This window comes from Tardiphaga sp. 42S5 (assembly GCF_034044155.1).
In the GTDB taxonomy this organism is placed as follows: Bacteria; Pseudomonadota; Alphaproteobacteria; order Rhizobiales; family Xanthobacteraceae; genus Tardiphaga; species Tardiphaga robiniae.
In genome coordinates, this window is the sequence record NZ_CP139027.1 from 2,436,115 (window position 1) to 2,462,384 (window position 26,270).

At 61.1% G+C, this 26,270-nt stretch carries 25 protein-coding genes and 1 tRNA gene; 11 read left to right on the forward strand and 15 right to left on the reverse strand.

What is annotated here, in order from left to right; genetic code table 11:
- Window positions 1-53: 53 nt before the first annotated feature.
- On the forward strand, window positions 54-395 hold the full coding sequence (locus tag SFY93_RS11405; protein WP_320447155.1) for a hypothetical protein: 342 nt from the start codon (window positions 54-56) through the stop codon (window positions 393-395).
- A 112-nt stretch (window positions 396-507) separates the two neighbouring features.
- Window positions 508-582: transfer RNA gene (locus SFY93_RS11410), tRNA-Glu, on the forward strand.
- 240 nt (window positions 583-822) lie between these two features.
- Here SFY93_RS11410 and SFY93_RS11415 read toward each other — a convergent pair.
- From SFY93_RS11415 to SFY93_RS11455, 9 genes are all read right to left on the reverse strand, one after another.
- Window positions 823-1,608 carry an amino acid ABC transporter ATP-binding protein gene (locus tag SFY93_RS11415; RefSeq protein ID WP_320447156.1) on the reverse strand — a complete coding sequence of 262 codons (786 nt, stop codon included), beginning with the start codon at window positions 1,606-1,608 and terminating at the stop codon, window positions 823-825.
- On the reverse strand, window positions 1,605-2,381 hold the full coding sequence (locus SFY93_RS11420) for an SDR family NAD(P)-dependent oxidoreductase (RefSeq protein WP_320447157.1): 777 nt from the start codon (window positions 2,379-2,381) through the stop codon (window positions 1,605-1,607). Before SFY93_RS11420 ends, SFY93_RS11415 begins: the two co-directional genes overlap by 4 nt.
- Window positions 2,378-3,361 (reverse strand): NAD-dependent epimerase/dehydratase family protein, encoded by a 984-nt coding sequence (locus tag SFY93_RS11425; RefSeq protein ID WP_320447158.1) that lies wholly within the window; start codon window positions 3,359-3,361, stop codon window positions 2,378-2,380. Before SFY93_RS11425 ends, SFY93_RS11420 begins: the two co-directional genes overlap by 4 nt.
- Window position 3,362: 1 nt before the next feature.
- Complete coding sequence (locus SFY93_RS11430; protein WP_320447159.1) at window positions 3,363-4,034, reverse strand: amino acid ABC transporter permease; 672 nt, start codon at window positions 4,032-4,034, stop codon at window positions 3,363-3,365.
- Between the two features lie 9 nt (window positions 4,035-4,043).
- Window positions 4,044-4,715 (reverse strand): amino acid ABC transporter permease, encoded by a 672-nt coding sequence (locus SFY93_RS11435; protein WP_320447160.1) that lies wholly within the window; start codon window positions 4,713-4,715, stop codon window positions 4,044-4,046.
- Between the two features lie 75 nt (window positions 4,716-4,790).
- Window positions 4,791-5,654 carry a substrate-binding periplasmic protein gene (locus SFY93_RS11440; protein ID WP_089266341.1) on the reverse strand — a complete coding sequence of 288 codons (864 nt, stop codon included), beginning with the start codon at window positions 5,652-5,654 and terminating at the stop codon, window positions 4,791-4,793.
- A gap of 34 nt (window positions 5,655-5,688) precedes the next feature.
- Entirely contained in the window at window positions 5,689-6,600 is a 912-nt protein-coding gene (locus tag SFY93_RS11445) for an allantoinase PuuE (RefSeq protein ID WP_320447161.1), read from the reverse strand.
- 11 nt (window positions 6,601-6,611) lie between these two features.
- On the reverse strand, window positions 6,612-7,121 hold the full coding sequence (locus SFY93_RS11450; protein ID WP_320447162.1) for an ureidoglycolate lyase: 510 nt from the start codon (window positions 7,119-7,121) through the stop codon (window positions 6,612-6,614).
- A 197-nt stretch (window positions 7,122-7,318) separates the two neighbouring features.
- On the reverse strand, window positions 7,319-7,939 hold the full coding sequence (locus tag SFY93_RS11455; protein ID WP_320447163.1) for a GntR family transcriptional regulator: 621 nt from the start codon (window positions 7,937-7,939) through the stop codon (window positions 7,319-7,321).
- 317 nt (window positions 7,940-8,256) lie between these two features.
- Here SFY93_RS11455 and SFY93_RS11460 point away from each other — a divergent pair, with 317 nt between their 5' ends.
- Window positions 8,257-9,417, forward strand: a complete 1,161-nt coding sequence (locus tag SFY93_RS11460; RefSeq protein WP_320445365.1) for an IS30 family transposase — start codon at window positions 8,257-8,259, stop codon at window positions 9,415-9,417.
- Window positions 9,418-9,570: 153 nt separating this feature from the next.
- Here the strand turns inward: SFY93_RS11460 and SFY93_RS11465 are convergent, their stop codons facing one another.
- Window positions 9,571-10,269, reverse strand: a complete 699-nt coding sequence (locus SFY93_RS11465; RefSeq protein ID WP_320447164.1) for a GntR family transcriptional regulator — start codon at window positions 10,267-10,269, stop codon at window positions 9,571-9,573.
- 179 nt (window positions 10,270-10,448) lie between these two features.
- Between SFY93_RS11465 and SFY93_RS11470 the strand changes: the two genes are divergently transcribed.
- Genes SFY93_RS11470 through SFY93_RS11480 form a run of 3 tightly spaced genes read left to right on the forward strand, consistent with a single transcriptional unit; the run spans window position 10,449 to window position 13,182 of the window.
- A complete protein-coding gene (locus tag SFY93_RS11470; protein WP_320447165.1) occupies window positions 10,449-11,318 on the forward strand; it encodes an ABC transporter permease in 870 nt (289 codons plus the stop codon).
- Window positions 11,319-11,354: 36 nt separating this feature from the next.
- Window positions 11,355-12,149 carry an ABC transporter ATP-binding protein gene (locus SFY93_RS11475; RefSeq protein WP_320447166.1) on the forward strand — a complete coding sequence of 265 codons (795 nt, stop codon included), beginning with the start codon at window positions 11,355-11,357 and terminating at the stop codon, window positions 12,147-12,149.
- A gap of 28 nt (window positions 12,150-12,177) precedes the next feature.
- Window positions 12,178-13,182 (forward strand): ABC transporter substrate-binding protein, encoded by a 1,005-nt coding sequence (locus SFY93_RS11480; RefSeq protein ID WP_320447167.1) that lies wholly within the window; start codon window positions 12,178-12,180, stop codon window positions 13,180-13,182.
- Between the two features lie 70 nt (window positions 13,183-13,252).
- Here the strand turns inward: SFY93_RS11480 and SFY93_RS11485 are convergent, their stop codons facing one another.
- From SFY93_RS11485 to SFY93_RS11500, 4 genes are all read right to left on the reverse strand, one after another.
- A complete protein-coding gene (locus SFY93_RS11485) occupies window positions 13,253-14,248 on the reverse strand; it encodes an isopenicillin N synthase family dioxygenase (RefSeq protein WP_320447168.1) in 996 nt (331 codons plus the stop codon).
- Between the two features lie 123 nt (window positions 14,249-14,371).
- The gene (locus SFY93_RS11490) at window positions 14,372-15,301 is read right to left on the reverse strand and encodes a LysR family transcriptional regulator (protein ID WP_320447169.1); all 930 of its coding nucleotides are present in this window, start codon (window positions 15,299-15,301) and stop codon (window positions 14,372-14,374) included.
- Window positions 15,302-15,317: 16 nt separating this feature from the next.
- On the reverse strand, window positions 15,318-17,102 hold the full coding sequence (locus tag SFY93_RS11495) for a GMC family oxidoreductase (protein ID WP_320447170.1): 1,785 nt from the start codon (window positions 17,100-17,102) through the stop codon (window positions 15,318-15,320).
- The gene (locus SFY93_RS11500; protein WP_320447171.1) at window positions 17,045-18,211 is read right to left on the reverse strand and encodes a thiamine pyrophosphate-dependent enzyme; all 1,167 of its coding nucleotides are present in this window, start codon (window positions 18,209-18,211) and stop codon (window positions 17,045-17,047) included. The genes SFY93_RS11495 and SFY93_RS11500 overlap by 58 nt, the downstream gene beginning before the upstream one ends.
- A gap of 172 nt (window positions 18,212-18,383) precedes the next feature.
- Between SFY93_RS11500 and SFY93_RS11505 the strand changes: the two genes are divergently transcribed.
- Complete coding sequence (locus SFY93_RS11505) at window positions 18,384-19,349, forward strand: amidohydrolase family protein (RefSeq protein ID WP_320447172.1); 966 nt, start codon at window positions 18,384-18,386, stop codon at window positions 19,347-19,349.
- Between the two features lie 12 nt (window positions 19,350-19,361).
- Here the strand turns inward: SFY93_RS11505 and SFY93_RS11510 are convergent, their stop codons facing one another.
- Window positions 19,362-20,597, reverse strand: coding sequence for an amidohydrolase family protein (locus SFY93_RS11510; RefSeq protein WP_320447173.1), 1,236 nt, complete (start codon window positions 20,595-20,597; stop codon window positions 19,362-19,364).
- A 334-nt stretch (window positions 20,598-20,931) separates the two neighbouring features.
- Here SFY93_RS11510 and SFY93_RS11515 point away from each other — a divergent pair, with 334 nt between their 5' ends.
- The 4 genes from SFY93_RS11515 to SFY93_RS11530 all read left to right on the forward strand — a co-directional run bounded on the left by SFY93_RS11515 (window position 20,932) and on the right by SFY93_RS11530 (window position 26,269).
- Complete coding sequence (locus SFY93_RS11515; protein WP_320447174.1) at window positions 20,932-21,213, forward strand: hypothetical protein; 282 nt, start codon at window positions 20,932-20,934, stop codon at window positions 21,211-21,213.
- Window positions 21,214-21,301: 88 nt separating this feature from the next.
- A complete protein-coding gene (locus SFY93_RS11520; protein ID WP_320447175.1) occupies window positions 21,302-22,195 on the forward strand; it encodes a LysR family transcriptional regulator in 894 nt (297 codons plus the stop codon).
- Between the two features lie 106 nt (window positions 22,196-22,301).
- Window positions 22,302-24,386, forward strand: coding sequence for a hydantoinase/oxoprolinase family protein (locus SFY93_RS11525; protein ID WP_320447176.1), 2,085 nt, complete (start codon window positions 22,302-22,304; stop codon window positions 24,384-24,386).
- Window positions 24,386-26,269, forward strand: coding sequence for a hydantoinase B/oxoprolinase family protein (locus tag SFY93_RS11530; protein ID WP_320447177.1), 1,884 nt, complete (start codon window positions 24,386-24,388; stop codon window positions 26,267-26,269). The genes SFY93_RS11525 and SFY93_RS11530 overlap by 1 nt, the downstream gene beginning before the upstream one ends.
- Window position 26,270 lies beyond the last annotated feature (1 nt).

Consider the following 26,270-nt stretch of genomic DNA (forward strand, 5'->3'; position numbering starts at 1 on the left):
CCTGACAGAAGCGTGTTGCTTCGAGAGCCGTGAATTAAGAGACGAGTGCTTGCATGACCCAGCCCGCCGCAGATAGCGCGCCCGAACCGACCCTTGAACAGGCCGCCATGATCGCGCGCGTCCGCCGCATGATGCTGATCGCGGGCCTGACCACCGCCTTGGGCGTCGGCGCGCTGCTCGTCGTGATCGGCTACCGCCTTTTCCGCGCGGATGGAAGCACTGTCACGTCCACGACGACTGCGACCCTGCCGAAAGGCGCCAAAATCCTCTCCACGGGGGTAGCCGGCGACCGGATCGTGCTGACGCTGGACGTCGGCGGCAGCACCGAAATCCGCACGTTTGACGCCAAGAGCCTGAAACCCGCCGGAACGCTGAAATTCGCCAGCGAGCCCTGAGGTCCGCTTGCGAACCCCAAGGGTTCGCCTGCGAACCATAACCATATTAGTGGGCGAGGGGGCGACAGCATCTTGCAGCCACCGCCATTCCCGGCTATCCCCTCCCGCGCACGCTCCGTTCGTCTAACGGTTAGGACATGGCCCTCTCAAGGCTAAAATAAGGGTTCGATTCCCTTACGGAGCGCCATTCAGTACTCATCTGCGAACCCGGATTGGACCCATTTCGGCTGGCCAAGACCGCTCTTTCGAGCACGTCCTTGCTTCCTTTGATGCGGATTTGGGTATCGTCGACCTCGATCACCTCGATCAAGTCCTGCGAGCAGCAGGCGGTGATGGTGCTGCACCGGACCCGCTTGATGCTGATGCGCTAACGCATTCAGTTGTCCAATGCGATCCGGGGGCACATGGCGCAAAGCAGACGCTTCGGTCATCGATGCATAATTTGTTTGAGGAATGCACGGGTTCGATCCTGTTTCGGATCCGAAAAAAAGCCGGCCGGCGCGCCTTCCTCGATGATCCGGCCAGCGTCCATGAACACCACGCGGTCGGCGACCGTGCGCGCGAAGCCCATCTCGTGGGTGACGCAGACCATGGTCATGCCTTCGCGGGCGAGGCCGACCATGACGTCGAGCACCTCCTGGATCATTTCCGGATCAAGCGCCGAGGTAGGCTCGTCGAATAGCATGATCTGCGGCTTCATGCACAGCGCACGCGCGATGGCGACGCGCTGCTGCTGGCCGCCGGAGAGCTGGCTCGGATATTTATCGGCCTGTTCAGAGATCCGTACGCGCTCAAGAAAATAGCGCGCGACCTCGTCGGCCTCCTGCCTTGTTGCGCCGCGGATCTTGCGTGGCGCGATGGTGAGGTTCTGCAGCACGGTCAGATGCGGAAACAGGTTGAACTGCTGGAACACCATGCCGACATCGCGGCGAACCACGTCGACATTGCGCGTCGAGTGATCGAGCTCGACGCCATTCACCACGATGCGGCCGTCGCGATGTTCTTCCAGCCGGTTAATGCAACGGATCATGGTCGACTTGCCGGACCCCGAAGGCCCGCAGATCACGACACGTTCGCCGCGCGCCACCGTGAAGTCGATGCCCTTGAGCACTTGGACGTCGCCATACCATTTGGTGACACCGGACATCTGAATGATCGGTGCGGACGTCTCCGCAGGCGCTTGCATCATGGTGCTCTCCGAAACGTTGCTCATGACGCCATCCAGCCGCCATCGACGAGGATGTTTTCGCCCGTCATGAAAGTTGCCTCGTCGGAGGCCAGAAACAGCGCTGCATTGGCGACGTCGTCGGGACGGCCCAGCCGCGGCATCGGCGTGCGGCTGGTGGAGTAGTCCATCCAGCGCGGTTCCGCGGCGCGGCCCGGTTTGCCGGTGACGATCTTGCCGGGCGCGACTGCGTTGCAGATGATGTGATCCTTCGCGTAATCCGCCGCGATCTGCCGCGTCATGTAGACGACCCCGGATTTGGAGGTGCCATAGGCGATGTCTTCCGGGCAGGCGATCATGCCGTGTTGCGAGGAGATGTTGACGAGGCGGCCGCGGGCCTCGTTGCGGATATCCTGCGTCAGCATCTGGTTGACGGCGGCGCGGGACATCAGGAATACGCCGGTGAGGTTGACCGCCAGCGTCCTGTCCCATTCGGCGAGGCTGGTGTCGGTCAGACGTTTGCCGGTGCCGATGGCGGCGTCGTTGACGAGCACGTCGAGGCGGCCGTAGCGCGCAACGGTCTGTTGGACGGCGCGGACGGTGTCGTCCTCCGAGGCGACGTCGATCTGGATGAAATCGACCTCATAACCGTCTGCACGCAGCAGCTCCAATGTCGGAGTGCCGCCTTCGCGCACGTCCATGGTGAGCTCCGCGAGCATGAGCTTCGCGCCCTCGGCAGCAAACCGGCGGGCGATGGCGCGGCCGATGCCCGAGGAGGCGCCGGTGATCAGAACCGACTTTCCAGCCAGACGTTTGCTCAAGCGGGTTCTCCTGCCTGCGGCAACCAGCCGAGATAGTCGCGCGCCGCATCTTCCAGATGATACTGAGGCGCGAAGCCGGCATCCGCGGCCAGTCGCGCAATGTTCAGCGGCGCACGGTCCTTCGGCAGGCCGTAGATCACGTTGCCCTCCGCCTCGATCTCCGCCATCCGCCAGCGGAAGCCGGGCATGTGCGTCGCGATGATCTCGCACCATCGTGGCAGATCGGACAACACACCGCCGCTGACGTGATAGGTGCGGTGCTTCAGCGTGTCGGAGGCGCTCACCCTCGCGACGCCGCGGGCAGCGTCGCGAGAATAGATCCAATCGCCGGCCATGCTGCGCGGGAGAATCGCTTCACGGCCGTCGAAGGCCATACGGAGCACCTGATAATGCGGACTCAGCGCATCGCGGACACCGGTCTGCAATTCCCATGGGCCAAAGACCGGCCCGAGCCGAATCACGCGCACATCGAGCTTGTGAAGGTCGGCGATCCGCAGCGCCGCCTGTTCCGATGCAAGCTTTGTGATGCCGTAGAGCGCGGCTGGCGCCGGCGGCGACAAATCCTCCTCGAACACGCCCGACGCGGCCGGTTGCGAGAAGCCGTACACTGCGACCGAACTGAGCACGGTGACGCGCTTGATGGCGGGTCGCAATGTTACGCGTTCGAGCAGATTGACGGTGCCACCGATATTGACGTCGACGATCTGGCGCGCAGCGTCATGCTCGCGCTGGGCATTCGGCGTCATCGCGGCGGTGTGGATCACGCGGTCGATGCCGGCCGTGTTCAACGCGCGGTCGACGTCGTCGACGCTTGTGACATCGCCGGTGACCAGCGTAGCGCCGGCAAGCTCGGCGCGCATCAGCATGTCGTGGCCGGGGGCTGAGAGGTCGAACAAGATAACGGTCTCGCCGTCGGCGATCAGGCGTTCGGCGAGCGCGAGCCCGATGAAACCGCTGCCGCCGGTGATCAGTGTGGCCATGTCAGCGGGCTTTCAGTGCTTGCCGTTCCAGCCGCGCCACCCAGCGCGCGAACGGATACAGAATGACGAAGAAGATCACCGCGGCCGCCATCAGCGGCGTCGGGTTGTAGGTTTGCTCCTGGGCGACGCGGGCTGAGCGCAGCAGTTCAGGCAGCGCGACCAAGGCGGCAATTGGTGTCGCCTTGACGAGTTCCAGCGAATTGCTGGCGAGCGGCGCCAGCACGTTGCGGATCGCCTGCGGCAACACGATGGAGAACACCACATGCAGCGGCTTGAAACCGAGCGCTCGGGCAGCCTCGGTCTGGCCGTGGGGCACGGACAGGATGCCGGCGCGGAAGATCTCGCCATAATAGCCGGAATTGTTGAGCACGATGGCCAGCACCGCCGCGGTGAAGCCGCCGAGCGTCAGGCCCAGAAACGGCATGCCGTAGAAGATCAGGATCAGCAGCACCACCACGGGAAACGACCTGAACAGGTCGATATAGATCAGTAGCGCGATATTTACCCAGCGGTTCTTGAAGCTGTACAGCACGGCGATGGCGAGGCCGGCGAGAATGCCGAGCGGCAGCGCCACCACCGCCAGTGAGACAGTATAGATCAGCCCCTGCAGCAGCAGCGGATAGACCCGCAACAGCGACTCCCAGTTGGCGAAATTGTCCAGGAAATCTTGCATGCGATCCGCTCAACGCCCCGTGCTGTAGCGATATTCGATCCACCGGCTGGCGATCACCAGCGGCAGGAAGAAGGTGAGGTAGAACGCCGCGGCCAGCGTCAGCGGCGAGGGATTGGCGACCAGCGCCATCACGCTCTGCGCCTGTCCTAGCGTTTCCGGGAGCGATACGGCGGTGCCGAGCGCAGTACCCTTGCTGATGGAGATGGCGCGGTTGGTCAGAAGCGGGATCGCGAGGCGAACGGCCTGCGGCAGGATGATCGTGATCAGCGTCCGTAGCCGGCTGAAGCCGAGCGCGCTCGCGGCATCCCATTGTCCGCGCGGCAGTGCCATGATCGCGGACCAGAAGATCTCGGTGGAAAAGGCCGACAGCACCATGCCGAGCGCCAGCACAGTGGTTGCGAAGGGGGACAGCGTCGGGCCCAGATAAGGCAGGCCAAAATAGATGAAGACGATGACGACGAGCTGCGGCAGCGTGCGCAGCACGTCGACATAAGCGGTGATGATGAAATTGACGGGGCGCAGGTTGGCGCAGCGCAGCAGTGCCAGCGACAGGCCGAACAGCGTGCCGCAGGCAATAATCAAAAGCGATACGATGACCGTCGTGCGAAAGCCCGCGAGCACCTGGGGGAAGGCGCCCGCGATGACTTCTGCATTGAAGTAGTATTCGACGATCCGGTCCATCGGGTGTCCGCCAACCGCGGTCGGACCGGCTCGGGCCGGTCCGGTGTTCGCAGCTATCTTGTCAGAGCAAGCGTGCTACTTGCACGCCGGAACGTGCGAGGTGGGCTCGAAACCCTTGAAGCCGGGAGGACCATAGCCGAAATACACAGTGTCGATGGCCGAGCCGGCATCGGGCGTTGCGCCATACCATTTCTCGTGCAGCTTGCGCAGACGGCCGTCCAACTTCATGCATTCGATGACCGCCTCGACCTTGTTGCGATACTCGGTGTCTTCCAGGCGGAATGCATAGGCGAAGTTGCGGCCGTTGAAGTCCTTGAAACCGACCTTGATCGCCTTGTTCTGGCTGGCGGCATAGACGGTTGTCGGGATCTCATTGAGCGCTGTGAAGGCGCGGCGAGTCAGCACGGCCTGCACCGTGTCGGGGAATACATCGTAGCGCTGCACTTCGAAGCCGTATTTCTCCGCATTGGCGGTGGCCCAGGTATCCGAGATGGTGCCGCGGTTGACGGCGACGGCCTTGCCCTTGAGATCCTCGAAGCCCTTCATCTCGTCGGCGGCGCGGACGATGAAGCCGTTGCCGGTGGAGAATAGCGGCTCGGTATAGAGCATGCGCTCGGAGCGTTCGGCAGTGAGGTTGAGCGGGTTGACGAGGAATTCGGCGCGCTTGGCGAACAGCGCCGCAAATAGGCCGGAGAAATTGATGTCGACGATCTCGACCTTCGGGCGGCCGAGATCTTTGCCGATCTCGTTGATCAGATCCGCACCGAAACCCTCGGGGCCGTTGGGGCCGCGCACCATCCACGGCGCGACGCCGAAGTCGGACGCGACCACCATCGGTTTGTCGGACGGATGATCGGCTTCCTGCGCGCTGGCGCCGCCGGCGAATGCCGCAGTCGACAGCATCAGCGCGAACAGCCAATCCGTGGGTTTCAGTCTCATGGGGACGTCCTTTCGGGTGCGGATGTGGTGGAGATCAGGGCGTGGGGGGATGAGTGGCCTGCCAGTGACGGGCGATGTCGCCGCGCCGGCAGATCCAGGTGTTGTCGTGCTTGGCGACGTGGTCGAGGAAGCGCTGCAGGCCGGCGGCGCGGCCGGGATGGCCGATCAGGCGGGTGTGCAGTCCGACCGACATCATCTTCGGCGCGGTGGCGCCTTCCGCGTAGAGCAAGTCGAAGGCGTCGCGCAGATAGACGAAGAAATCATCCGCCGTTGCCATCGCGCCGCGGCTGAACTTGGCGTCGTTGTTGGCAAGACCGTAAGGCACCACGAGATGCGGCTTGCCGAGCACACGTGTCCAATACGGCAATTCGTCGTTATAGGCGTCAGAGTCGTAGAGGAAACCGCCTTCCTCGACCACGAGGCGCCGCGTGTTCACGCTCGGCCCATAGCGGCAATACCAGCCGAGCGGACGCTCGCCGGTGGTGCGCTTGAGGCTCTCGACGGTCTTGCGAATGCGCTCGCGTTCGTCGGCCTCGGACAGCAACGGATGTCGCTCCCAGCGCCAGCCATGGGCGCAAACGTCGTAGCCATATTCGCGAATGGCGGCGCAGGCTTCGTCGTTGCGTTCCAGCGCCAGCGCGCAGCCCATGACGGTGGCGGTCATGCCGCGCTCGGACAGAAGGCGCAGCACGCGCCAGAAGCCTATGCGGCTGCCATATTCGAACATCGACTCGGCGGCGAGGTCGCGGCCCTCGAAGCCGCCGCCGCCGCCTTCGGTCAGGGCCGCTTCGGTGACGCCGTCGCCATCGGCGAACGACGGCTCGGAGCCTTCTTCGTAGTTGATGCAGAAGTTGAGTGCGATTCTCGCTGCGCCCGGCCATTGCGGATGCGGCGGGGTGCGGCCGTAGCCGACGAAGTCGCGGGTGAGGTGATCATCATGCGGCATCGTTGCGATCCCTATGCGCTCTGCGGCATCACGGCGCGAACGTTGCCTGCGATATCGACGAACACGTCGTCGTCCTGCCGGCCGGTCATGCCCATGGCGACAGCGAATTCCATGGCCGCGCCGAGAACGGTCATGGGATGATGCCAGACATTGCGGGCGAAGGTGATGCTTTGATGTGCTCCGGCGATGAAGCACCGCAGGGTGGCCACATCAGGCAGGCCATCCGGGGCGGCATCGCATACGATCGCCAGGTATTGGCTGCTGCCGAGCGGGATGAAGGTCTGGGCGGAGAACGGATGACGCTCCAGCGTCGTGATTGGCAGGGGCAGACTGCCGAGCCTGGCGGCGCTGCTGATCCAGAAGGAAAAGGTGGCGGCGTCCTCGGTGCGATCGTCCGATGTCGGAAGATAGCGCCGGCGCACGTCGATCGGTCGCTCGGCTACATCGCCGAAGGCGGCAAAGGCGGCCGGGGACAGCGATTCGGCCGCGACGGTGTGGGAAGCAATGTGGTTTGGCGTCATTCAGGCGGGACATCTGGTTGGTCGGCGTTGCGGAGCGGCTTGATATTCCACTGGTATACCAGTGAACCGCCCATGCTGATTTCAGTCAAGCTGCGAAGCCCCAGAAGCTGCGTCAAATTTGGACGGAGTCCGACAAAATTGCGGGCAGCTGCAGAATTTTCGGACATGCACCCGCAGGGATTCTGCCTGATCTCAACCTAACCGTGAGGCTCGGGCAGGAAGATCCCGAACCGTTCGAGCAATCCCTGCCGCACATTAGTGAGATGCAGGATCATCGCCTGACGGGCTGCGGCGGCATCACGATCGATGATGGCATCGATAATCGCCAGATGCTCGCGGGTGGCGGGCAGCAGCCGGCCAGGCTGACGCTCCACATTGCACATACGGATCTTCTGCCGGATTTCTCCAATCAGCTTCTCAAGCGAGCGATTTCCGCAATGCCGTGCGATCTGGTCATGAATTTCATCGTCGAGGGTCCAGTGAACCGTCCCGGACACTGTCGACGCAGCAATGATCTTCTCCAACGCGGTCCTGATCGGTGCAAGGATATCCAGCGCGATGCGGGTCGCCGCAATGAACGTCGCTTCGCTCTCCAACACCATGCGGAGATGGACCAATTCGAGCAATTCCGCCATCTCGATTGTGCGAACCACCACAGTGCCGTTGGACAATTGCTCGAGCCTGCCTTCGCCCAGCAACCGGCTGATGCCAGCCCGCAGCGGAGTCCGCGAGACTTTCAGCCGCAGTGCAAGCCGGCGCTCTTCGATCACCTCGCCGGGCTGCAGCTGTCGCGACTCGATCAGGTTGTGCAGCTTCAAATAGGTTGCGTCTGTTATGCTGCCATTGGTCCGTGCCGGGCGTTTGCTGGTTGATTTCTTTGCTTTGTTGACAGAAGGCACGGACGTTGCTTTCGACGATTGGATAGAAATGCCGCCATATCGGTAGACGTACGGTACGTTCTCGCCGCTGGCCGAGCCGAAGCTCTGGATGAGCCATCCATTCTCAATTGGTGTCACCTTTTATGCAAGACTTCCCGAAATTCCGCTGTCTTTGGATTTCCACATGACCGCTTCTGGCGGTGGGCTCAATTGGTCGGTGCAACACTCTAATCTTTTAGCAAAGATGGAGTGCGGACATGAAGCGGCGACAACGCATTAACTATTCGGCGGCGCAACGATCCGAGATCTGGGATCGTAGGCAAGCAGGCGAACCGATGAGTTCGATCGGACACCGGTTTGACCGCGATTCCTCATTGGTATTCTCGATCATATCGCCGACTGGCGGTATCCGACCGCCTGATCGGTGCCGTGCCAAGCGAGCGCTTAGTCTGTCTGAACGGGAGGAGATTTCTCGTTGGCTCAGCATGCGTCGTTCATTGCGGTCGATCGCGCGTCATTTGGGACGATCTGCTTCAACCATCAGCCGTGAAGTCCAACGCAATGGTGGGGCGGATCGCTATCGGGCAGCCCGGTCCGATCAGGCCGCCTGGGATAGATCGCGACGACCCAAGCTCTGCAAGCTGGCTTGTCGTCCGTTCTTAAGGCGGACAGTATCGACCTTATTGCAGAGACAATGGTCACCGGAACAGATTGCCGGCTGGCTGAAGCGCACGCACACGGCGGAGCCCGAAAAGCAGGTGTCACACGAGACGATCTATCGCAGCCTGTTCATCCAGGCGCGCGGCGTCCTGAAAAAGGAGCTTCTTGAGCACCTGAGAGCAAAGCGTACGGTTCGTCGCTCCAGGCATGCGAGCATGGAACGGAACGGACTCGGCCAGATCAAGAACGCCGTATCCATCAGTGAACGACCGCCTTCCGTCGATGATCGTGCGGTCCCTGGCCATTGGGAAGGCGATCTGATCGGCGGATCGAGGAATAGCTATATCGCAACGCTCGTTGAACGGCATTCGCGTTATGTGATGCTGATCAAGGTCGCGAACAAGGACACCGAAAGCGTTGTCTCGGCGCTGATCAAGCAATCGCGGCGGTTGCCCAGCGAACTTTACAGGTCCCTGACTTGGGACAGAGGCAAGGAGCTCGCCGACCATCAGCGACTGGCATTGGCCACCGACGTCGCCATCTATTTTTGTGACCCCCGCTCTCCGTGGCAACGCGGATCAAACGAGAACACCAACAGATTACTGCGCCAATATCTGCCGCGTGGTACGGATCTGTCCTTGCACAGCCAGGCCAAGCTCAGCGCCATTGCAAGGCAGCTCAATGAGCGACCACGGAAAACATTGCTTTATCAGACGCCGGCTGAGAGGTTTGCCGAATGTGTTGCAGCGATCGGTTGAACTCACCGCACAAAGCGGACAATAGCTCAGCTACGCAAGCAACGTTTATGGTGGCGTTCTAGACAAGCTCGGCTATTGGCCGATACGCGATACGCACAGAAACTGCGAACAGCGATGGCCATCGCAGCCAAAGTTGGCTGACATCTCAATCCATCACTCATAGGCGGCAATGAAGTCCGTAAGATCATCTCCCAGCAAATTGACATGAACGCGCATTGCCGAATGCGCTTTCTCTGCGTCATGCGCGCAAATAGCGTCGATGATTGCCTGATGCTCCGTGATCGTGGTCTGAAAACGGTGCGGTTTGTAAGTGACGCGCCTCAGGAATGGCGCGACACGGTTGCGCAGTTGCCTTGTTTCCTGTGCGAGATAGACGTTGCGGGCGCCATCATGGATGATGCGGTGAAATGCAATGTTCAACGCGTTGAACTCATCGACGTCAGTGCCATCGGCCGATGTCTTCAGCCGTTCATGAGCTGCCCGCATTTCGATTTCCTGTTCCGGCAGCATCCGGCGTGAGGCGAGGCGGGCGCAGAGCCCTTCGAGTTCGGCCATCACCTGGAACATCTCAAGCAACGTGTTGATGCCGATTTTGCGCACCACGACGCCCTGACGGCTTCGCAGGTCGACTAAATCGTTGGCGCCGAGCAGTCGAAACGCTTCGCGGACCGGGGTCCGCGACACGCCGAAGCGCTGCGCGATTTCTTGCTCGTCGAGTCGATCGCCTGGCTTAAGCTCGCCATTGAGAATGGCTTGCTCGAGCTCGCGGTGCAGAACCTCGGTCAGTGTCTCGCCGGTCTCCGGCTTGAGGCTCACGCTCTCCGAAACGGCCGCCGCATTCTTTTTCGCCATCGATGCATTCTCTTTGATCTATTTTGCATACATAAATCCCAGAATCCGCCCGCGGAATGATTGGGAAAAGTCGTGTTTCGTCAAAACTAGGGCGTTTCCACGCGTAGATCAACGAAAATACCGTGTATGCAAATTGGCACACTCCTTGCGTTGCAAAATCCGGTCACCAAGGAATTTGCATGCGGATTTCTGCTCCCAGTATGCCTGGCGCGTCGCCTGATCCGTCATCCGCGATCAAGCCGATGCCGTCTCGTCCGCTCGCAAGCCGTTTGCGGATGGCCGGTTTCAGCGCCGGTCAATCGCGCACGGCGGATGCGATCACCAGCGTACTGTCCGTGCTGTCGATCATCGGCGCCTGGTATCTTGGCTCGTGGACGATGTCGGAGAAAGTGTTGCCTGCGCCGCACGTCGTTGCCGTGGTACTCTTTGAGGCGATGCGTTCCGGCGGAATCTGGCTCGATATCGGCATCACGCTTGGCCGCATCCTGATTGCGTTCACTATCTCCATGACGATCTCGGTCGCGCTTGGCTTCACCATGGGGCTTTCGCACCGCGCTAGCGTTTTCTTCCGGGTGTGGATCGTCTGCTTCATCACCATCCCGGCGCTGGTCATCATGCTGACTTGCTACATGGTGATCGGATTGAACGACAAGGCCGCGATCTTCGGCGCGGCAATCCCGATCATTCCGATCCTTACCATCAATATTCGCGATGGCGTGAAGGGCATCGACTCGCGATTGCTCGGAATGGCGAAGGCGTTCCGCGCCAGCACCCGGCAGCAGATATTCGAGGTCGTCGCGCCGCAGGTCGCGCCGATTCTGCTCGCGTCGGCGCGCTTCGGCCTCGGACTGGTCTGGAAGATGATCCTGTTCGCTGAGTTGCTCGGGCGTGGCGACGGCATCGGCTACAAGATCGAATTCTTCTACCAGATGTTCAACATGAAGGAGGTGCTCGCGCATGCGCTCAGCTTCCTCATGGTGATGTTGTTCATCGAAGTTGTCATCCTTGGAACCATCGAGAAACGCATCTTCCGCTGGCGTGCGCAATAGCCACAGAAGTTGCTTTCGTCCTCGCGAGGAGATTACGTGTCGCAGATTGTTTTGAGTAATGTCCGCAAGGAGTTCGGTGGCCAGCGCGGTGCCCGAAGCTGGACGGCGTTGAACGGCGTCGATCTTTCGATCGAGGTCGGTGAGATCGTCGGCATTCTTGGGCCGTCCGGTTGCGGAAAATCCACGCTGCTGAACATCGTGGCCGGTCTCGACAACGACTATGATGGCCAGTTCACCATTCAAGGGAAGACGATCGAGGAGCAGATCGCGGCAGGATTTAGGGTCGCCTACGTTTTTCAGGAATCCCGCCTGCTGCCCTGGAAGACGGTGCGCGGCAATGTCGAATTCGCGCTGAAGGCCTCGAAGTTCCCGGCCAGTGAGTGGCGTGACCGCGTCGACAACGTGCTGGAATTGGTCGAGCTTTCGAAGTTCTCCGAGTTCTATCCGCAGCAATTGTCCGGTGGCATGCAGCAGCGCGCTTCGATCGCTCGTGCCTTTGTGATCGAGCCCGACATTCTGCTGATGGATGAACCATTCAGCGCGCTGGACGAGATGACCGCGCGGCATCTGCGCCAGAGCCTGCTCAATATCTGGTCGGCATTTCGCACGACCATCCTGTTCGTCAGTCACAATGCCACCGAAGCATCGTTTCTTGCCGATCGCATTATGGTCATGGGCAGCGATCCCGGAGGAACGATCCGGGAGGAAATCAGCATGGCCGGCGTACAGCGCCCGCGGTCCTATGAGGACCTCGGCCTTTTCGAAAAGAGCAAGACCGTCGTCAATGCACTCCGCAGTCACTCCGGCCGAACCGATCCTGTCCTCGCTTAATCACCGTTTTGTACGAAAGGGAAAATTGATGTCTGGCACCAAACGTCTTCTGCGCGCGGCGGCATTTCCGTTGCTCGCTCTTTTCGCGACCTCGGTCATTGGCTCGGTAGCCGATGCCGCGCCAAAGGGCGACGGCGGCACCATCCGCATGATGCTGAATCCGGCGGGCACGATGTCGTTTCCGCCGTTTGTGATCAAGAAGTTCAAGCTCGACGAGAAGTATGGCTTCAAGTTCGAAACCATCAATTACACCAATGCCAACACCGCGACGGCCGCGATGCAGAGCAAGAGCGCGGAGATGATCGTCTATGAGTGGCTCGCCACCGCGCGTATCATCGACGGCGGCATTCCCGTGGTTGGCGTGGCGCCGTTCATGACATACATCAATACGGTGTTGGAGCCGGCCGATTCGACCATCAAGACCCTGGCGGACCTCAAGGGCAAGAAACTCGGTGTGCACAGCAAGACATCCTACGACTGGATGATCATGCAGGCGGCGGCGAAGCGGAAGTACAACATCGATCTCGCCAAGGAGGTTACCATCCAGGAAGCTGCTGCACCGCTGCTGCGCGGCGCGAGCGACCAGGGGCAGCTCGATGCCACCCAGATGTGGAATTCTCTGGCGGCCGACATGCTGGCGTCGAAGAAGTATAAAACGCTGATCACGATCCGGCAGATCACCGAAGATCTTGGAATCCCGACCGTGCCATATCTGTTCTTCGGCATGCGCGCCGACTACGTCAAGGAGCACCCGGATAACGTCAAAGCCTTCGTTGCCGCCTACCAGGAGGTCCACGATATCCTTATGACCAACGATCAGGTCTGGGAAGAGCGCGGTGCGGAGATGAAGTTGTCCCCTGAGGGCATCATCGCGTTCCGCGATCAGGTCCGTCGCGATCTGGTCAAGAAGTTCACGCCCGACATGAATGCTGCACTCGACCAAACCTTCGATATTGTCTTCAAGGTCGCCGGTCCGGAAGTCATTGGCTTCACCAAGATGCCACCGAACATGCTCTCGATGGACTATCAGTAAGCGGTTACTCAAGCGCCCCAAGACAAAGGGCCCCTCGGGGGCCCTTTTCATTGCGAACAGAAAGCGAAGATCAGGCCGCCTTCGGCGCCGTGCTATAGCTGCGCGCATACATCTGCTGCATGTGTTCAGCCACGGTCGCGGTCGGGTATTTAGGTGCCTCGCCCGGCTTCAGGCATCCGGGAATGCATTCCAGCGGATGATCGGCATTGCCCGAATAGAAGAACGGGACCGAATAGCGGCGCTTGCCGGAGACGTTGACCACGCGGTGTACCGTGGAGCGATAGAGGTCATTGGTCCAGCGCGCGATGGCATCGCCGATGTTGAACACGAATGTGCCGGGGATCGGTGCAGCGTGGATCCAGCTATTGCCGGCGTCGCGCACCTGCAGGCCGCCATTGCTATCCTGCAGCAACAGCGTCAGCGCGCCATAGTCGGTATGTGCGCCGGCACCGGCCTGGCCAGCCTCGGCATCGGCCGGATGCGGCGGGTAGTGCAGGATCCGCAGCGTCGAGAGCGGATCGCGGTTGAAGCCGTCAAAGTAATCTTCTGGGAGATCGAGCGACAGCGCCAGACCGATCATGACGCGTTCCGAGAGGTCGCGCATAGCAGCGTGATAGGCGCGCATCGTCGGCTTGAAGCCGAGCAGATCCTGCGGCCACAGGTTCGGGCCGTAATTGAATTTCCTGGCAACGACCATCGGGTGATCGGCGGGCAGTTCGAGACCCATATAATAGGTCTCCTTGAGGTCCGGCGGAGCATTGACATCGAGCGTCTGCGCCTTCAGCGGTTCCCAGCCGCGGTTGCAGTTCGACAGTGCCTTCGAGACCTTGCGCTTGTCTTCTTCCGATTGGTCGAAAAAGATCCGGGTCTGCTCTTGCACGGCATCGATCAGGCCCTGCGGCACACCATGATTGGCGATGTAGAAAAAGCCGTTATTGACACAGGCAGCGTGCATCGTCTTGGCGACTGCCTTGCGATCTGCGAATTTCGACGAGGAAAGCCCGCTGACATCGATGACGGGGAGCTGGTTCTGGGAGATTTCGGCGGCGTGCAGAGAGTCGGACATCATAAGCCTCGCTTGAGTTCGAATCCTGGTTAGCCGGCGGCGCCGGCCGTTATCTTCAGCATATGCGCGGATGAGTGCGCTCAGAAAGCACAGATCATCGCTCAGGGTGATGCCGATCTGGCATCAGGACAATTGCTCCGCCTGCTGGCGTTGCCGCAGGTCGTCGGCCAGTAGTTGGACCAGCATGTCGACCGGGGCGGGGAGCGCGCGCTGCGCGCGGGCCAGGATCGAGACCGTACTGACCACGGGACCGCCGGCGTCGAGTGGAACATGGGCGATGCGCTGTTCGGTCAGCGAGCGGTCGAGCCCGAACCGGGTCTGCAATCCGATGCCGACGCCCATTTCGACCAGCGAGCGAATGGCATCGATGGAGTTCGTGCTGACAGATGCCGCCGGCCGTACATTGAGCCGCAGGAACGCCGGTGCGAGAAGTTGCATGATCGAGATCGCGTCCTCCGGCAGGATCAGCGGATAATCGAGGCATGCCGACAGCGGGATTGGCGCTCGCGCGGCCAGCATATGGTCGGGCTTCATGATGACGCCAATGCCAAACTCGGCGGCGAACAGTCGTCGCAATCCAACTGAGACCGGCAGATCGAAACCGACGCCGAGATCGACATCCCCCGCGGTCAGGGCCTGCTCGATCCGGAGCGACTCTGTTCGACGCAATGACACGGTGATCCGCGGCGCCTTGGCGCGCAGCGCTGCAATCACGTCCGGCATGACGGTGGTGCAAATTCCCTCAGCGGCGGCCACCGTAACGTGGCCGGAGTGCACGCCGATCAACTGGTCCAGTTCGGCGCTCAGGCGTTCGGCATCCTGCAGCACCACAATAGTGTGGCGCGCAAAGGCCTCTCTCGCAGCTGTCAGCCTGACGCCGGTGGCGAGCCTTTCGAACAACGGCAGCCCGACGTCCTGTTCGAGACGCAGGATCTGGCGATTGACCGCCGAGGAGGCGACGTTGAGCCGACGCGCGGCTTCGCGGATCGAGCTGGAGCGCCGCACAGCGTCGAAATACAGCACGGCTCCGGCATGCAGACGCGCGACCTTCACTGGCGCCTCCGTTCTGTCACGCGACTCTTGCGGTCCGGTTACGCCGGATCGCGTCGCTGATCTTCTCCGCAATCATCATGGTGGCCAGGTTGGTATTGGCGCGTGGCAGTGATGGCATCACCGACGCATCGACGATGCGCAGATTATCGATGCCATAGACGAGGCCATCGAGATCGACCACGGCACGGGGATCGTCCGGCTGTCCGATCCGGCAGGTGCAGGTGACGTGAGACACGCTCATGGCATACCGCTTGAGGTAGTCCTTGAGCTTCGCGGTGTCGCTCAGCAGCGCGTCGATCGACGGCGCGTTGGACAGGACATGTTTTACGAGCAGGCTGCGCAACCAGGCGGGGCCATCGAGCAGCCTCCCTAGTGTGCCCATGATCCATTTGTTGGAACGGCGCATCTGGCTCATGCTCCGGATGAACGGACTGAAGCGCACCGCGAACGGATGCTCGATCACGGGGGCCATCTGCGGATCACGCAGCAGGCCGGCAATGACGCGGAAGCCGTCCGCGAGCCGTTCGACATCGCCATCGGCGCCGAGCAGGTTCATCCGTACGATCGGCATACTGTAGGGATCGGCGTCTTTCAACGTCACTTCGCCAGTCGAGTGCGACTTGTTGAGCCAGAGATAGAAATAGGCAATGCGCTGGCCGACGCCGTGCCATGCCGAAGATACGCCGTTATGCATATAAAGGTCTGAGGGCAACGAGACCGGCGTCGACGATGTAAAACGCAGGGCCACGTGACCGGATTTCTTTAGCCGCTTTGGCATACGGCCATGTGGCTTCACCAGTGCGCAAAGATGCGTGCCCGGATGATCGCGCAGATTCTGGCCTACGCCTTCGCGTACGGCGCGGGGAGGGATGCCGTACCGTGCGAGCGTAGCGGCGGGGCCGATGCCCGCGCGCATCAGCATTGCGGGTGTCTGCAATGCACCAAGCGCGAGGATGATTTCGCCGCCATAGGCGGTCGTGCGGTGGCCGCCCTTCTCATAATCGACGCTGACCGCGCGCGTGCCGTCGAAGCCTAATCCAATGACGAGGCTGTCGGTGAGGATCGTCAGGTTCGGCCGTTTGCGCACCTCTGCGGTGAGATAGGCCATCGCGGCGGACACGCGCTGGTGGTTTTCGTTGGTATAAGCCGGCGCAAAATAGCCGTCTGTGAAAACGCCGTTCTGGTCATGGATGTCCTGCAGTCCAATGTTCTCGGCCGCGCTAGCGAGGCGCTGCGAGAATTCCGGCCATTCGGCGCGCGGCACGCGGGTCAGCGGGATCGGTCCGTCGCTGCCGTGCATCTGCGTGTTGTCGGGAAAGTCGAGGTCACGTTCGAGCTTGCGGAAGTATGGCAACACGTCATGCCAGCCCCAGCCGGTTGCGCCGAGCCGCTGCCATTCGTCGTAGTCGTCGGGAATGCCGCGATTGCCGACCTGCGCATTGATACTGGAGCCACCGCCGAGCACGCGGGCCTGTTCGTAGAAGCGGTCGCCGTCCTGGTGTTGGAACGGGATCACCCGAAGCTTAGGCCACATGTAGCGTGTGCCGTGGAAAATGACCGCGGGGGCCGGGCTGCGAATTTCCGTGGGCTCCTCGCCGGGCGGCGTGTCTGCGCCGGCTTCGATCAGCAGTACGCAGATGGAAGGATCTTCAGACAGGCGCGATGCTGTCACACAACCGGCGGAGCCTCCGCCCGCGATCACGTAGTCGAAACGATTTGTGATTCCGGCCGACGTCATGCCGATCAGGATTTCAGGCGAGTGAGGTTGAATGTTGGCACCAGCGCGAACGGACGCAGGCAACCATCCATCCAGCGAAGCGCGTCGCGGATCGCGGGCTTGAGATCATCGATCTGATCGACGACGCGATAATTGATGCGCATGGCCTTCAATACATCGAGCGTTACCTCGCCGCCTTCGGCGAAAAATTCCTGGTCGCCGGTGTCGCCGCGGAATTCCGTGAGCATCAAGGTCGGAATGCCGTAGCTCATATGGCCGCGCAGTAGATGATAGACGCTGGCGAATAGCCCGAAATTCTCGATCAATGCTGCTGGCCGCCGTCCCGAAAGCCACGCGCCAGCGCACATGCCAATGCCGGTGCCTTCATGGGGTACGGAGACATAGTCGAAGCCATCGTCCTTAAGTAACAGCTCCTGCACCGATGAAAAACCGCTGCAGGGTAGACCGATCGCAAAGTTGACGCCGTTCTCCTTGAGGCCTTCGTACAGGACCTGGCCGAGGCTGGACTGTCCGGCCTCGCGCAAAGCGGGGTCGGCCGCGGGCTTGGCGCCATGTTCCTTGGCCGAGGGCTTGAAGATCTTTACGCCTTGGCTCTGCTCGATGTGTCGGGCGAAGCGATACTTGTTTTCCTTGAGGTCCATCGGCAGCGCGCCGACAAATTGCTGCTCGACACTCGTTTTCACCACGATTACCAGCGGCGCGTTCAAGATACGTTTGTCGAGCACGCCGATAAAGCCGTCGATGTCTGCGACGGTCACGACATTGGCGATGCCATATGCCCGTGCCAGTGTTTCCAGGTCCACGCCGGATGAGCTGAGCGAACCGACCGCCGGCAGTTTTCCAGTCGAGACGTAACCGCCATTGTCAAATACGATGACGGTTAGATTGGCGCCGGCCTGTGCGGCGATCACGCCGAATACCGAGGGGTCGAAGAAGATTCCACCATCGCCGTCGAGTGCGATGACCTCCCGCTTGGGCAGCGATAACGCGAGGCCCAGAGCGTAGGATGTCACCATTCCCATGCCTGCGGCATAGAGATTGGCATCCGATGGCCGCACCGAGAACCATTCGGTGGCGGTATTGGCGAGGTTGGTCACGACGAGCTGATTTTCCGTGCGCGCGGCCAACGCCTGCAAGAAAGCGTAGCGTTTCACGGTCCCGGCGCCGGTCATCTGGTGATCCCTTAAGTCATGCATACATGCTTCTGCGTTTATCGCGTGTTGGAGCGATCATGACCAATCAATAGGGAAAAAAGGAGCTTATAAATCAGCGGTATCGCCCATATTTTTTGCATGTATTTTTGCATACAAGATATAGGGTGCGAGGATCGAACAGGCGACAAAGATGCTGGCCCAAAGACCTTTCACGATAGCGATTGAAGAGCACTACAATGACCCTGAACTGGTCGCGCATTTTACCGGCCTCGACTTGCTGAGGCCGCCGGAGGTCGAGCGCAAATTGCTTGATCTCGGTGAGGTCCGGCTGCGCGAGATGGACGAGGGGGCAGTCGATATTCAGGTGCTGTCTCATGCCGGGCCGACGACGCAGAAGCTTGCGCCGGATGTAGCCGTGCGGATGGCGAGGCTAACCAATGATCGCCTGGCGAAGAGCATATTCTTCATGGCACGTGATCGCTTCGCGGGATTTGCGGTGTTGCCCACGCCAGCGCCTGAAGCTGCGGCCGATGAACTCGAGCGTTGCGTCACCGAACTGGGTTTCAAGGGGGCGGTGGTCAATGGCCTGACCAACGGCAAGTTTCTCGACGAGCGCCAGTTCTGGCCGATCTTTGCGCGCGCCGAAGCACTGGACGTGCCGATCTATCTGCACCCGGCGTTGCCGAGCCCGGATGTCGAGAAGATCTATTACGACGGGATTACCGACAAATTTCCCGAGTTTCGCGGGCCGGTATGGGGCTTCACCGCGGAGACCGTCACTCAAGCGATGCGCATGGTGCTCAGCGGTGCGCTGGCCGAGTATCCGAAGCTGCAGCTGATCCTTGGTCATCTTGGCGAGGCGCTACCGTTCATGCTGTGGCGCATCGACGATCTGCTGGCGCGCCCGGTGAGCGACGGCATGACGTTCAGCGAGATCTTCCGGCGCAACTTCCACCTCACCACGAGCGGCAATTTCTCCGACACCGCTTTGGCATGCAGTATCGCGGAGATGGGTGTTGATCGCATCCTGTTTTCGGTGGATTGGCCGTTCGCCTCCAACAAGGCTGGGACCGACTGGGTGATGCGGACATCGCTCAGCGATGCCGACAAGGCCAGGATTCTCGGCGAGAACGCGCGCAAGCTGCTGAAGATGTAATGGCGACTGCGGTTAAACCGCAGGCTCGCCGGCGAGTTCACGCATCCGGCCGAGATCGACGACCTTGCCGTGACTGATCACGCAGACCGGCGCGCTATGAAAGCGTACGGCTTCGAGCACGTCGTTCTGCGCGAGCATCACGAGATACGCGGGATTACCGACACCGAGTTTCAACGGCACATTCATCGCCTTGCCGGCATTGATCGTAGCGAGATCGTACAGCGTTTCGATCTCCTCCCGCGCCATCATCCAAAGCAGATGCGACGCCAGGAAGACCACTTCGAGCATGTTGTTGCGGCCGAACGGGTAATACGCGTCGGAGATGTCGTCTTGTCCGAGGCAGACATTCACGTTTTCCGCCAGCAACTCCTGCACGCAGGCATGCAGGGGCCCCGTATGCGGATCGCTGACCACCGAGATATTCGCGGCGCGCAGCGTGCCGATAAGGCGATGCAAATATGGTTTCGGATACTGGCTCATGGCGCGGCAGTGGTGCGCGAGCGCGCGTCCGCTCCAGCCACGCTTGCCGGCTTCGATCGCAAAGGTCTCCAGCGTGCGCAGGCCCGGATCACCGGCATCGTCGAGCAACATCGAGACGTCCTTCTCGAATTGTTGCGCTAGGTCGAAACAGAATGAGATGTGCTCGGTGGCCGCGGCGTCGGTATATTCGATCCACGGAATGCCGCCGACGACATCCGCGCCGCGCTCCATCGCTTCACGCATCAGTTCCTTGGTCCCGGGTTCGCGCAGCACGCCATCCTGCGGAAAGGCGACGACCTGGACATCGACGATCCCCTTGAATTCGTCGCGCACTTTCAGGAGCGCATTGAGACCTTCGAGGCGGCCCTTGCTGTCGACATCGGCAAAGGCGCGGATATGCAGGTTGCCATAGAGTGCCGCGAGCGCGACTGCGCGACGTGCGTTTTCGATGATCCAGCCTTCGGCGTATTTCTCTTTCACGCGGCTGGCGACTTCGATGGCCGCCATCGCCTTGCCCATGCTGGCGCCGTGATAGTTCGCGCGCGCCTCGTCCTCGACCATCGTGAGTGTCCACACCTTGCAGAGATGCAGATGCGGATTGGCGAATGATTCAGTCACGAGCCGGCCGCGGGCTTCGATGATCTGTTCTGCTTGCAACGTCAGTCCCGGCGCGATCGCGGTGATCCTGCCGTTGGTGATCGCAATGTCGGTGAATTCCGCTAGGCCGCGCAATCTGGCGCCTTTGAGAAGGATATCGCAGCGGGTCATGAGAGCGTCTCGTGGTTGCTGTTCAAGCGAAAGGTGCAGACGGAAGTACGAAGGGCAGCCAAGCAATGGTCGTGCCAGACCGGGTCATTTGCACACTAAAGATCTAAAATTGCATACATTGTCTCATTATATGGCGTAACGGCGCGGAACGTGGGGGAGTCAAAAGTGCGCATCCCGGTGATTGATACCGGCACCCCGTCGTTCCACGCGGCGGCACTGGTCGGTGACAGAGTTGCAATGCTGATCACGCAGGCTTCGGTGTCGTCCTACGTGCGCAAGCTGCTGCGAGGCTGGGGGGGGGGCCGAACAGGTTTCCGCGATGATGCCGTGGGACATGCCGCTGGCGGAAGTTTGGCAGCGCCGCGGCGAGATGCGTGAGCTGACGTTGCGTCTGTGTCGTGAAGCGATGGCAAGGGTCGATGTCAACGTCGTTCTGCCATTCTGCGCTGTGTTCGTACCTTTCATGGTCGATCTCCATGAGATCGAGGACGAGATCGGGATACCCGTCATCAACGGTGTTGCGGTCGGCCTGCGCACGGCCGAGATGTTCGTCGATCTGAAGATGATCTACAGCAAGAAAGCTTACCCGGCGGCCCCCAGCGCATTGTGGGAGTGACGATCCCGCCGGCGAGGTGTGCTATATCGTTGCGGCGGATACGACGCGTCATTCCGCACGCGTCGCGGTACAGGCAAGGGACACATCGTTGGATTTCCGGCAGTTACGCTATGCCCTTTCGGTCTCGAAGGAGCGCAGCTTTACCCGAGCCGCGAAGCGGCTGAACATCTCGCAGTCCGCCGTCAGCGAGCAAGTCAGGCTGCTTGAGGAGGAAGTGGGTTTCGATCTGTTCACGCGGACCTCGCGGGGCATCGAAGCGACTGATCGCGGGCGCACCTTTCTCTATGAATCCGAACGCGTGGTTGGCGATCTCCTGAGCCTGTCCGATACCGCGCGGCGATTGCGCGGAGCGGTGCTCGACACGCTGACGATCGCGATGGGCTCGGGCATGGCGCAGATATTTATGCCGCGTCTTTTCGCCGACCTCAAAGGCCAACTTCCGGGCGTGCGGCTGGAGATCATCACCGCACCGACCCGCAATATTTTCACAGAGCTGCATGAGGAGCGGATCGACGCTGGCCTGGCCATTGAGTCGGATCCGGACCGGTTGCCGTCCGGGCTGGTCGTCGACCGGCTGGTCGATGCTGAAATGGCGCTGATCGTTCCGGCCAAGCATCCACTCGGGCGTGGTAAGCAGCCGGTCGATATCGGTCGCCTTCTGGCCGAGCCGTTGATCATGAGCGAACTCACCGTCGGCTATGGTCAGGTGGTGATGTCGCTGTTCACGGACCTCGGCATGCGTCCGAACGTGATCGCCGTTGTCGATAACGTCGAGACCATCAAGATCATCGTACAGTCCGGCGGGGGCATCGCCATTGTGCCGCGCGCCTGCGTTGCCAATGAAGTCGCACTCGGTCTGTTGAAGGCGATGCCGATCGTGCCGGCGCGAAATGTTGCATTCAGCCTGTTTCGTAGGCGTCAACCGATGTCACGACGCAAGGAAACCGCGCTCCAGAAGATGCTCGAGATGCTGAAAGGTTGAAAAAGGAAGCCATCTGTTTTTCCGATGGCACCATCGATAATCGGATTTTGACTCCGTAGCGGCCACGGACCCATGCTGGCACATCTTCACATCGGAAGTTGTCAGCATGTCTCAAACCGCCGCTCCTCGTTTTCGCATCGGAATCGATACCGGAGGGACCTTTACCGACATCGTGTCGGTGGACGCTGCCACCGGTGCGATGGAGGTCACCAAGGTCTCGAGCACGCCATCCAATCCGGCAATCGGTCTGGTGCGCGGCGTTAACGACATTCTCGCGCGGGCGGGTGCCGGGCCGGCGGACGTTGCCGGGCTGGCTCACGGGACGACTGTTGCCACCAACGCACTACTGCAGGGCGGCATCGAATCTCTGGGGTTGATCGTCACCTCGGGCTTCCGCCATTTGCTCGAAATTGCACGACAGTCTGTGCCTGATGGTTACGGCAATTCCTATTTCTGGGTGAAGCCGGAGCGCCTGGTGCCGCTGCAATTCGTTCGCGAGGTCGGCGGTCGCTTTGACTTCAAAGGCAATGAGTTGCGTCCCCTCGACGAAACCATGGTGCGAGAGGCCGCACGCTTTTATCGCAAGCACAAGGTCCAGGCGATCGGCATTTGCCTGATGCACTCCTACGCTAACGATAGCCACGAGCGTCGCGTCGCCGAGATCGTCGCCGAGGAGTATCCCGAGGCGACCTTGTCGCTGTCCTGCGTCGTGCTGCCGGAATATCGTGAATACGAGCGCGCGGTTACTACCCTCGTCGATGCGTTCGTAAAGCCCTATCTCGACCGTTATCTGAAACGCGTGCATGACGAGTTGGGTCCGCTGCAGAGCGTGCCGTTCTTGGTTATGCAGTCGAGCGGCGGCGTCGCCAGTTCTGAACAGATCCTGCGCAAGCCGATCACGACAGCGCTTTCCGGCCCCGCGGCAGGCGCTCTCGGTAGCGCGGTCATTGCCGACATCGCTGGCTTCCCCGATCTGGTGACGCTGGATGCGGGCGGGACTTCGACCGACTTTTGCCTGATCGAAAACGCCAAGCCGCAACTCACCAACGGCGGCTCGGTTGGGCAGTTTCCGGTTCGCATCCCGATGATCGACATCTCCACCATCGGCATCGGTGGTGGTTCGATTGCCTGGATCAGTCGCGAGGGACATCTCAAGGTCGGTCCGCGCAGCGCCGGCGCAGTGCCCGGGCCGATGTGCTATCCGAACGGCGGCAATGAGCCCGCGATCACCGATGCCAATCTGGTACTGGGGCGGCTGCCCCCGGCGCTGATCGGCGGCGGCCTCGCGCTTGATGTCGCGCGTGCCCGCGCCGGCATCGCCGCGCTGGCTTCGAGGCTGCCGGGTAACATGACCGCGGAACAACTCGCTCTGGGTATCATCGAGATCGCCAACTGGGCGCAGGCCAATGCGATCCGCCAGATGACTATCCAGCGCGGCATCGATCCCCGCACCTTCGCACTGCTGTCGTTCGGCGGTGCAGGCCCGGTGCAGTCGCCGGCAGTGATGGACCTTCTGGGCATGAAGGCCTGTATCGTGCCGCCCAATCCCGGCAACCTCTCCGCCTTCGGCCTGCTCGCAGTGGACTGGCGCACGGATCATATGGTCACCAAGGTGATGCATGAGGACGCCATCGATCTCGCGGACATCGCGCAGCGCTATGCTGCACTGGAAAAAGAAGCCGTTACCAATCTCGAACGCGATGGCATTGCTGCATCGCAGATCCGGTTGGTGCGCGAGGCAGACCTTCGCTACGCCGGGCAGTCGATGGAGGTGCGGGTCACCGCGCCTGCAGGACCCACGGACGCGGCGTTCCTTGCGGGTCTCACCGGCGCATTCCACGCTGCGCATAGGAAGACCTTCGGCTACGATTATGCCGGCCAGCAGAAGATCGAACTGGTCAATCTCTGCGTCTCCGGTTTCGGCGTGATCGATCGGCCGCAAATGCCGAAGCTCGCCGCAGGTGACGGCAAGTTTGCCCCGAAGAGCACGCGTCCAGTCTACTTCGACACCGGTTTCGTCGATACGCCGCTCTATGATCGTGTGACGCTGCCGCCTGGCGCAAAGATTGTCGGTCCGGCCGTCATCGAGGAGTTCGGCTCCACAACGATGGTCTTTCCCAAACAATATGTCGAGGTCGATCCGCACGGCATTCTCGTGATCCGTCCGGTGTCGTCGAAGGAGGTGATGTAATGAACCAGCATAGCAGGCATCCCTGGCCTACTGCGCCCGCGCGTGACGTCGTCCAGGTCGATCCGATTGTGTTGCAGATCGTCGAGGGCACGCTGAATTCCATTGAGGCGGAAATCGAATATGCCATCGAGCGCACCGCGCGCTCGCCGATGATCCGCGAGGCGCACGACTATCGCGTCGGCCTGTTCGACCGCTATTGTCGCAAGCTGACCGGGCGTTCCTATTCGGCGATGCCGAATGCAGTCGTTCGTGACTTCCCGCCGGAAACCATGAAGCCCGGCGACGTGTTCCTGATGAACGACACCTATCTGACCGAGGGCTCGATCGGCCATCTGCCAGATCTCTGCAGTACGGTGCCGGTGTTCCACGAAGGCATCGTGGTCGCCTATATCCAGGCGTTCGGCCATCACGACGACGTCGGCGGTAAGGTGCCTGGCTCGATGCCCGGCACGGCTGCCACGGTGTTCGAGGAAGGCATGGCGATTCCGCCGGTGAAGATCTACAGCGAGGGCGTCAAGAACGATGCCGTCTTCACCATCATCAAGCGCAACACCCGCGTGCCGGAAATGCTTTCCGCGGATCTCGACAGCGAGGTGCAGGCCTGCCTGATGGGCGCACGTCGCATGCAGGGATTGTTCGAGCGTTTTGGCAAGGACCAGGTCGAGGCCTGTTTTCAGGCCATCCTGGACAAGTGCCGCGATATCTACCGCAACGAGTTGCTGAGCAAGATCGCGGATGGCGAATATGCGTGGGAGGACTATGTCGAACACGATGGTCTGACCGATCCCAAGCTGCACAAGATCGCGATCAAGATGACCAAGATGACCGGCAAGATTGTGCTGGACTTCAATGGCACCGATCCGCAATCCACAGGCCCGATCAACTGGCCGACCGACTACGCCGACGGTGCCTTCCTGATCAAATGGATAGCGCCGATCCTGCGCAATCTCGCCGACACGCCGGAGCGTGCCGCCGAAATTCACGTCAATGAAGGCGTGTGCGACGTATTCGAGATCGTCTTTCCGCCGAAGGGCACGCTGATCACGCCGGAATGGCCGGCGGCGACCAATGCGCGCTCATTCGTGCTGCTACGTAGCCTCGGGCTGCTGGCCGGCGTGGTGGCAAAGGCGGTCGACGGACGGATGCCGGCGGATCAGGAGACCATCCGCTATACCGGCTTCTACGGCAACGACGCGGACGGCAAGCCATTCCTGTCGCGCGAGGTGCTCGGTGGCGGGTCCGGGGGCCGTTATTATGCCGACGGCAACGACGCGATCCATATCGTGCCGGACTCCCGTAACCAACCGGCCGAATTCACCGAGACCCGGTTTCCGGTAATGGTGGAGAAACTGGCGCTGTCGACCGATTCCGGTGGCGCCGGCTTGCGGCGCGGCGGGCAGGGTTATGAGAAACACTATCGTGCGCTGGTGGATTGCCGCACCATCGTCACCGCAGATCGCGTCCGCCTGGGCTGCTACGGGCTGAAGGGGGGCAAGGCGGGCGAGCCGTTCTGCGTCACGGTGGACACCGAAGGCGAAGCCCGCAAGCTCGGGGGATTGGTCGATGGCGCCGAGGTGAAGAAGGGCCAGGTCGTGCAGGTGGTCACCACAGGCGGCGGCGGCTGGGGCGATCCGTTAACGCGGGAACTGCCGCTGGTGCTGCGCGACGTCATGGAAGGGCGGGTCTCGATCGCCGCGGCGGGACGGGACTATGGTGTGGTTTTCAGAGCGGCCAGCACGGCGGACGAACCGGTGATCGACGAAGCCGCGACTGCGGCAAAGCGTGCGGCGCTGTCCAAAGCGCGGCCAAGCGATCTGCCTATGATCGATCGCGGCGAGGGTTACGAAAAGATGCTGCGCGGAGAATTTCGGTCCCGGATGTAGC